This window comes from Actinosynnema sp., from assembly GCF_052038725.1.
In genome coordinates this window covers 1-5,536 of record NZ_JBQGCX010000905.1, presented here as the reverse complement: position 1 = coordinate 5,536, position 5,536 = coordinate 1, and the positions used below count along the sequence as shown (strand labels likewise).

3 protein-coding genes are annotated in these 5,536 nt (G+C 73.3%); all 3 read right to left on the bottom strand.

What is annotated here, in order from left to right; translation table 11 throughout:
- Positions 1–550 (bottom strand): hypothetical protein (locus ACTUAL_RS18725; protein WP_440901175.1); only part of this gene is annotated, 550 nt, incomplete at its 3' end.
- A gap of 328 nt (positions 551–878) precedes the next feature.
- Positions 879–2,381 carry a glutamate synthase subunit beta gene (locus ACTUAL_RS18720; protein WP_096496402.1) on the bottom strand — a complete coding sequence of 501 codons (1,503 nt, stop codon included), beginning with the start codon at positions 2,379–2,381 and terminating at the stop codon, positions 879–881.
- On the bottom strand, positions 2,374–5,536 hold a 3,163-nt coding region (gene gltB / locus ACTUAL_RS18715; RefSeq protein WP_440901174.1), incomplete at its 5' end, for a glutamate synthase large subunit. The genes ACTUAL_RS18720 and gltB, both read right to left, overlap by 8 nt.

Here is a 5,536-nt window from a genome sequence, read left to right as displayed (position 1 = left end):
CCACCAGCGCCAGCAGCACCTCCGGCGGCGTGCTCCCGTTGCAGGACAGCGCTTTCCGCAGGTCCGCCGACGGGTGCGCGAGCAGCTCCGCCGCCAGCTCGGCGGTGAGCGGCTGGCAGGCGGCGGCGTCCCTCGCGACCTCGACGACCGGATCGCGCACCAGTGCCGCGACGACGTCGGCGGGCAGCCCCTCCCCGCGCTCGGCCAACCGGGCGCGCACCTCGGGATCGGGGTGCGCGGCGACGCGGCGCACGAGGTCGGGGTCCGCGCCGGGGCGCGCGGCGACCACCACCGCCAGCCGGTCGTCCTCGGTGGGGACGTCACCGGGCGCGATCGCGCCGGACTCCAGCAGCGCGGCCACGACCGACCCGTCGCCGGAGTCCAGCAGCGCCCGCGCCTGCGCGGGCGAGAGGTCGCCCCGCTGGGCCAGGTCGAGCTTCAGGTCGAGACCGGCGGTGGCGATGAGCTGGTCCAGCAGCGCGGTGGGCAACGCCGGGTTCTCGGCCAGCCCGGACAACCGCACGTCGCGCTCCAGCAACCAGACCCCCACGCCACACCGAATCCGGGCACCCCGGAGAAGAGGCCGGACGCGACCGTCGGCAGCCCCTGACAAACCCAGGTCGATCATCGGGGAGCGGACAGCGGGAAAGCCACCCCTTTTCACCGGGCGATCCGGGGAGAACCGGGTGATTTCCCAGCCCTGCCGCGAACCCGAGCCGGGGCGGAACCCGCCCGGCGGGAACCGCCCCGGCGCGATCCCCGGAAGGAGAACCGCCCCCCGACACCGTTGTCGGGGGGCGGCGGTCAGTGGAGGGGCGGCGCTGCCCTCCCGCTGCTGTCGCGGCGCACCTCGTCGTGCGCCGCAGCCCCGGGTCCGGTCAGACCACGGCCAGCGGCAGCTGGTTCGGGATCACCGGGGACGGCAGGTCGGACGAGCCGGTCAGGTAGCGGTCGACCGCGTTGGCCACCGAGCGGCCCTCGGCGATCGCCCACACCACCAGGGACGCGCCCCGGTGCGCGTCGCCGCAGACGAACACGCCGGGCGCGCTGGTCTGCCAGTCCGAACCGCACGAGATCGTGCTGCGGGCGCTCAGGGAGATGCCCAGCCCGTCCAGCAGCGGCATCTGCTCGACGCCCTCGAAGCCGATCGCGAGCAGCACCAGGTCGGCGGGCAGCTCCTCGACCTCCTCGGACATCGGCACCACCACGCGCTTGCCGGTGGAGTCCCGCTGCACCTTCACCTTGCGCAGCTTGACCGCCGTGACGCGCCCGTCCTCGCCGGTGAACTCCTCGACGGCCACGGCGAACCGCCGCTCGCCGCCCTCCTCGTGCGCCGCGTAGGTGCGCAGGATCCACGGCCACACCGGCCACGGGGACCGCGCGTCGTCGCGCTGCGACGGGGGCTGCGGGTACTGGTCGAGCTGCGTCACCGACAGCGCGCCCTGCCGCACGGCCGTTCCGTAGCAGTCCGCGCCGGTGTCGCCGCCGCCGATGACCACCACGTGCTTGCCCGCCGCGCTGATCGCGGGGGCCCCGTCGCCCTCGCACGCGCGGTTGGCGGGCACCAGGTGCTCCATCGCCAGGTGGACGCCGTCGAGCGAGCGGCCGGGCGTGGTCGTGTCGTCGCGACCGCGCAGCGCGCCGACCGCGAGCACCACGGCGTCGAACGACGCGCGCAGCTCCTCCACGGTCAGGTCGACGCCGACCTCGCAGCCGGTGACGAACTTCGTGCCCTCCTTGCGCAGCTGCGCGAGGCGCCGGTCGAGGACCTTCTTCTCCATCTTGAACTCGGGGATGCCGTACCGCAGCAGCCCGCCGAGCCGGTCGTCCCGCTCGTACACGGTGACCTCGTGCCCGGCGCGGGTGAGCTGCTGGGCGGCGGCCAGCCCGGCGGGGCCGGAGCCGACCACGGCGACCTTCTTGCCCGAGGACACCTGGGACTGGCTGGCCTTGACCGAGCCGTTCTCCCACGCGGTGTCGGCGATGGCCTGCTCGACCCGCTTGATCGCCACCGCTCCCCCGGCGTCGGGGGTGATGGCGAGCACGCACGCCGCCTCGCAGGGCGCCGGGCACAGCCTGCCGGTGAACTCCGGGAAGTTGTTGGTCGCGTGCAGCCGGTGCGACGCGGACTCCCAGTCGCCCCGGCGGACCAGGTCGTTCCACTCGGGGATCAGGTTGCCGAGCGGGCAGCCCGCGCTGCCGGAGTGGCAGAACGGGACGCCGCAGTCCATGCACCGGGTGGCCTGGACGCGGACCTGCGCCTCGCGGACCTCCGGCCCCTGGTCGAGGTAGACCTCGTCCCAGTCGGCGGCGCGCTCGGCCGCGGGCCGCTTCCTGGCCTCGGCGCGGGTGTGCTTGAGAAAGCCCTGGGGGTCAGCCACGGGAGGCCTCCATGATCGCCTGGTCGACGTCCCGGCCCTCCGCGCGAGCGAGCCTCATCGCTTCGAGCACGCGCTGGTAGTCCCTGGGCATGACCTTCGTGAACACCGCGGACCGCCGGGGCCAGTCGCCGAGCAGCGACGCGGCCACGGCCGATCCGGTGAGCTGGTGGTGCCGCTCGACTACCGCGCGCACCCAGCGCTGGTCGACGCCGCTGGGCCGCTGGAGCTCGACCATCTCCTTGTTGACGGCCTTGGGGTCGAGGTCGAGCACGAACGCGATGCCGCCGGACATGCCCGCGGCCAGGTTGCGCCCGGTCGGTCCGAGCACGACGGCGCGACCGCCGGTCATGTACTCGAACGCGTGGTCGCCGACGCCCTCGGACACGGCCAGCGCGCCGGAGTTGCGCACGCAGAACCGCTCGCCGACCCGGCCGCGCAGGAACAGCTCGCCCGCGGTGGCGCCGTAGCCGATGACGTTGCCCGCGATGACCTGCCGCTCGGCGGCGAACGGCGCGTCGGGGTGCGGTCGCACCACGATCCGGCCGCCGGACAGGCCCTTGCCGACGTAGTCGTTGGCGTCGCCGATCATCTCCAGCGTGACGCCGCGCGGCAGGAACGCGCCGAGCGACTGGCCTGCGGAGCCGGTGAACTGCACGTGGATGGTGTCGTCGGGCAGCCCGTCGCCGCCGAAGCGGCGGGTGACCTCGGCGCCCAGCAGGGTGCCGACGGTGCGGTTGACGTTGCGCAGCGGCAGTTCCAGGCGCACCGGGTGCGCGTCCTCCAGCGCCGCCTCGGCGAGCTGGATGAGCGTGCGGTCGAGCGCCTGGTCGAGGCCGTGGTCCTGGTCGCGGACCCGGCGCTTGGCCGTGCGGTACGGGGTCTCGGGCACCGCGAACACCGGGGTCAGGTCGAGCCCGTCGGCCTTCCAGTGCTCGATGGCCTCGTCGGTGCGCAGCAGCTCCGCGTGGCCGACGGCCTCGTCGATGGTGCGGAAGCCGAGCGCGGCCAGGTGCTCCCTGACCTCCTGGGCGACGAACTCGAAGAAGTTCACCACGTGGTCGGCCTGCCCGGTGTACCGCTTGCGCAGCTCCGGGTTCTGGGTGGCCACGCCCACCGGGCAGGTGTCCAGGTGGCACACGCGCATCATGACGCAGCCCGCGACGATCAGCGGCGCGGTGGCGAAGCCGAACTCCTCGGCGCCCAGCAGCGCGGCGACGATCACGTCGCGGCCGGTGCGCATGGCCCCGTCGACCTGCACGGTGATGCGGTCGCGCAGGCCGTTGAGCAGCAGCGTCTGCTGGGTCTCGGCCAGGCCGATCTCCCACGGGGTGCCCGCGTGCTTGAGCGAGTTCATCGGGGACGCGCCGGTGCCGCCGTCGTGGCCGGAGACCAGCACGACGTCCGCGTGCGCCTTCGCCACGCCCGCCGCGACCGTGCCGACGCCGAGCGCGGAGACCAGCTTCACGTGGACGCGGGCCCGCTCGTTGGCGTTCTTGAGGTCGTGGATGAGCTGGGCGAGGTCCTCGATGGAGTAGATGTCGTGGTGCGGCGGCGGGGAGATCAGGCCGACGCCGGGCGTGGAGTGCCGGGTGCGGGCGATCCACGGGTACACCTTGTAGCCGGGCAGCTGGCCGCCCTCGCCGGGCTTCGCGCCCTGCGCCATCTTGATCTGGATGTCGCTGGCGTTGACCAGGTACTCGCTGGTGACGCCGAACCGGCCGCTGGCGACCTGCTTGACGGCGGAGCGGCGCTCCGGGTCGTGCAGGCGCTCGGGGTCCTCGCCGCCCTCGCCGCTGTTGGACCGGCCGCCGAGCCGGTTCATCGCGATCGCGAGGGTCTCGTGGGCCTCGGAGGAGATGGAGCCGTAGGACATCGCGCCGGTGTTGAACCGCTTGACGATGGCGCTGACCGGCTCGACCTCGTCGATCGGGATCGGCGTGCGGCCCTCGGTGCGGAAGGAGAACAGGCCGCGCAGGGTGCCGCCCTGGCGGGCGAGCTGCTCGACCTCCTCGGTGTACCGGCGGTACACGTCGGCCTTGCGGGTCTTGGCGGCGTGCTGGAGCAGGAACACCGTCTCGGGGGTGAACAGGTGCAGCTCGCCCTCGCGGCGGTACGAGTACTCGCCGCCGACCTCCAGGCGCCGGTGCACGCGGTCGGTCGGGTTGTCCGGGTGGGCGCGGCGGTGCCGCAGCGCGACCTCCTTGGCGAGCACGTCCAGGCCTGCGCCCCCGAGCTTGGAGACGGTGCCGGTGAAGTACTCGTCGAGCAGGTCGGTGGACAGGCCGACGGCCTCGAAGACCTGGGCGGCGGTGTACGCGCCGACCGTGGAGATGCCCATCTTGGACATGATCTTCAAGGTGCCCTTGACCAGGGCCTTGACGTAGTTGCGGATGGCCTTGCGGGGCTCGATGCCGCTGATCGCGCCCTGCCGGACCAGGTCCTCGATGGTCTCGAAGGCCAGGTACGGGTTCACGGCGGCGGCGCCGTAGCCGAGCAGCGCGGCGATGTGGTGCACCTCGCGGGCGTCGCCGGTCTCGACGACGAGCGCGACGCGCAGCCGCTCCTTGGTGCGCACCAGGTGGTGGTGCACGGCGGAGACCAGCAGCAGCGACGGGATGGGCGCGAGCCGGTGGTCGGAGTCGCGGTCGGACAGCACCAGGGTGCGGGCGCCCGCGGCGATGGCCTCGGACGCCTCGCGGCGCACCCGCTCGACGGCCTCGCGCAGCGCCTCGCCGCCGCCGTCCACGTCGTACAGGCCGCTCAGGACGGTGCAGGCGAAGCCGGGCAGGTCCCCGTCGTCGTTGACGTGGATCAGCTTGGCCAGCTCGTCGTTGTCGATGACGGGGTAGGCCAGCTTGATGTGCCTGCACGAGACCGGGCTCGGGTCGAGCAGGTTCTGCTCGGGGCCCATGACGCGGGAGACGGAGGTGACGATCTCCTCGCGGATGGCGTCCAGCGGCGGGTTGGTGACCTGCGCGAAGTTCTGGACGAAGTAGTCGTAGAGCAGCCGGGGGCGCTGGGAGAGCGCGGCCACCGGGGTGTCGGTGCCCATCGAGGCGAGCGGCTCCATGCCGCCCACGGACATGGGAGCGAGCAGGATGCGCAGCTCTTCCTCGGTGTAGCCGAAGGTGAGCTGGCGGCGCAGCACGGACTCG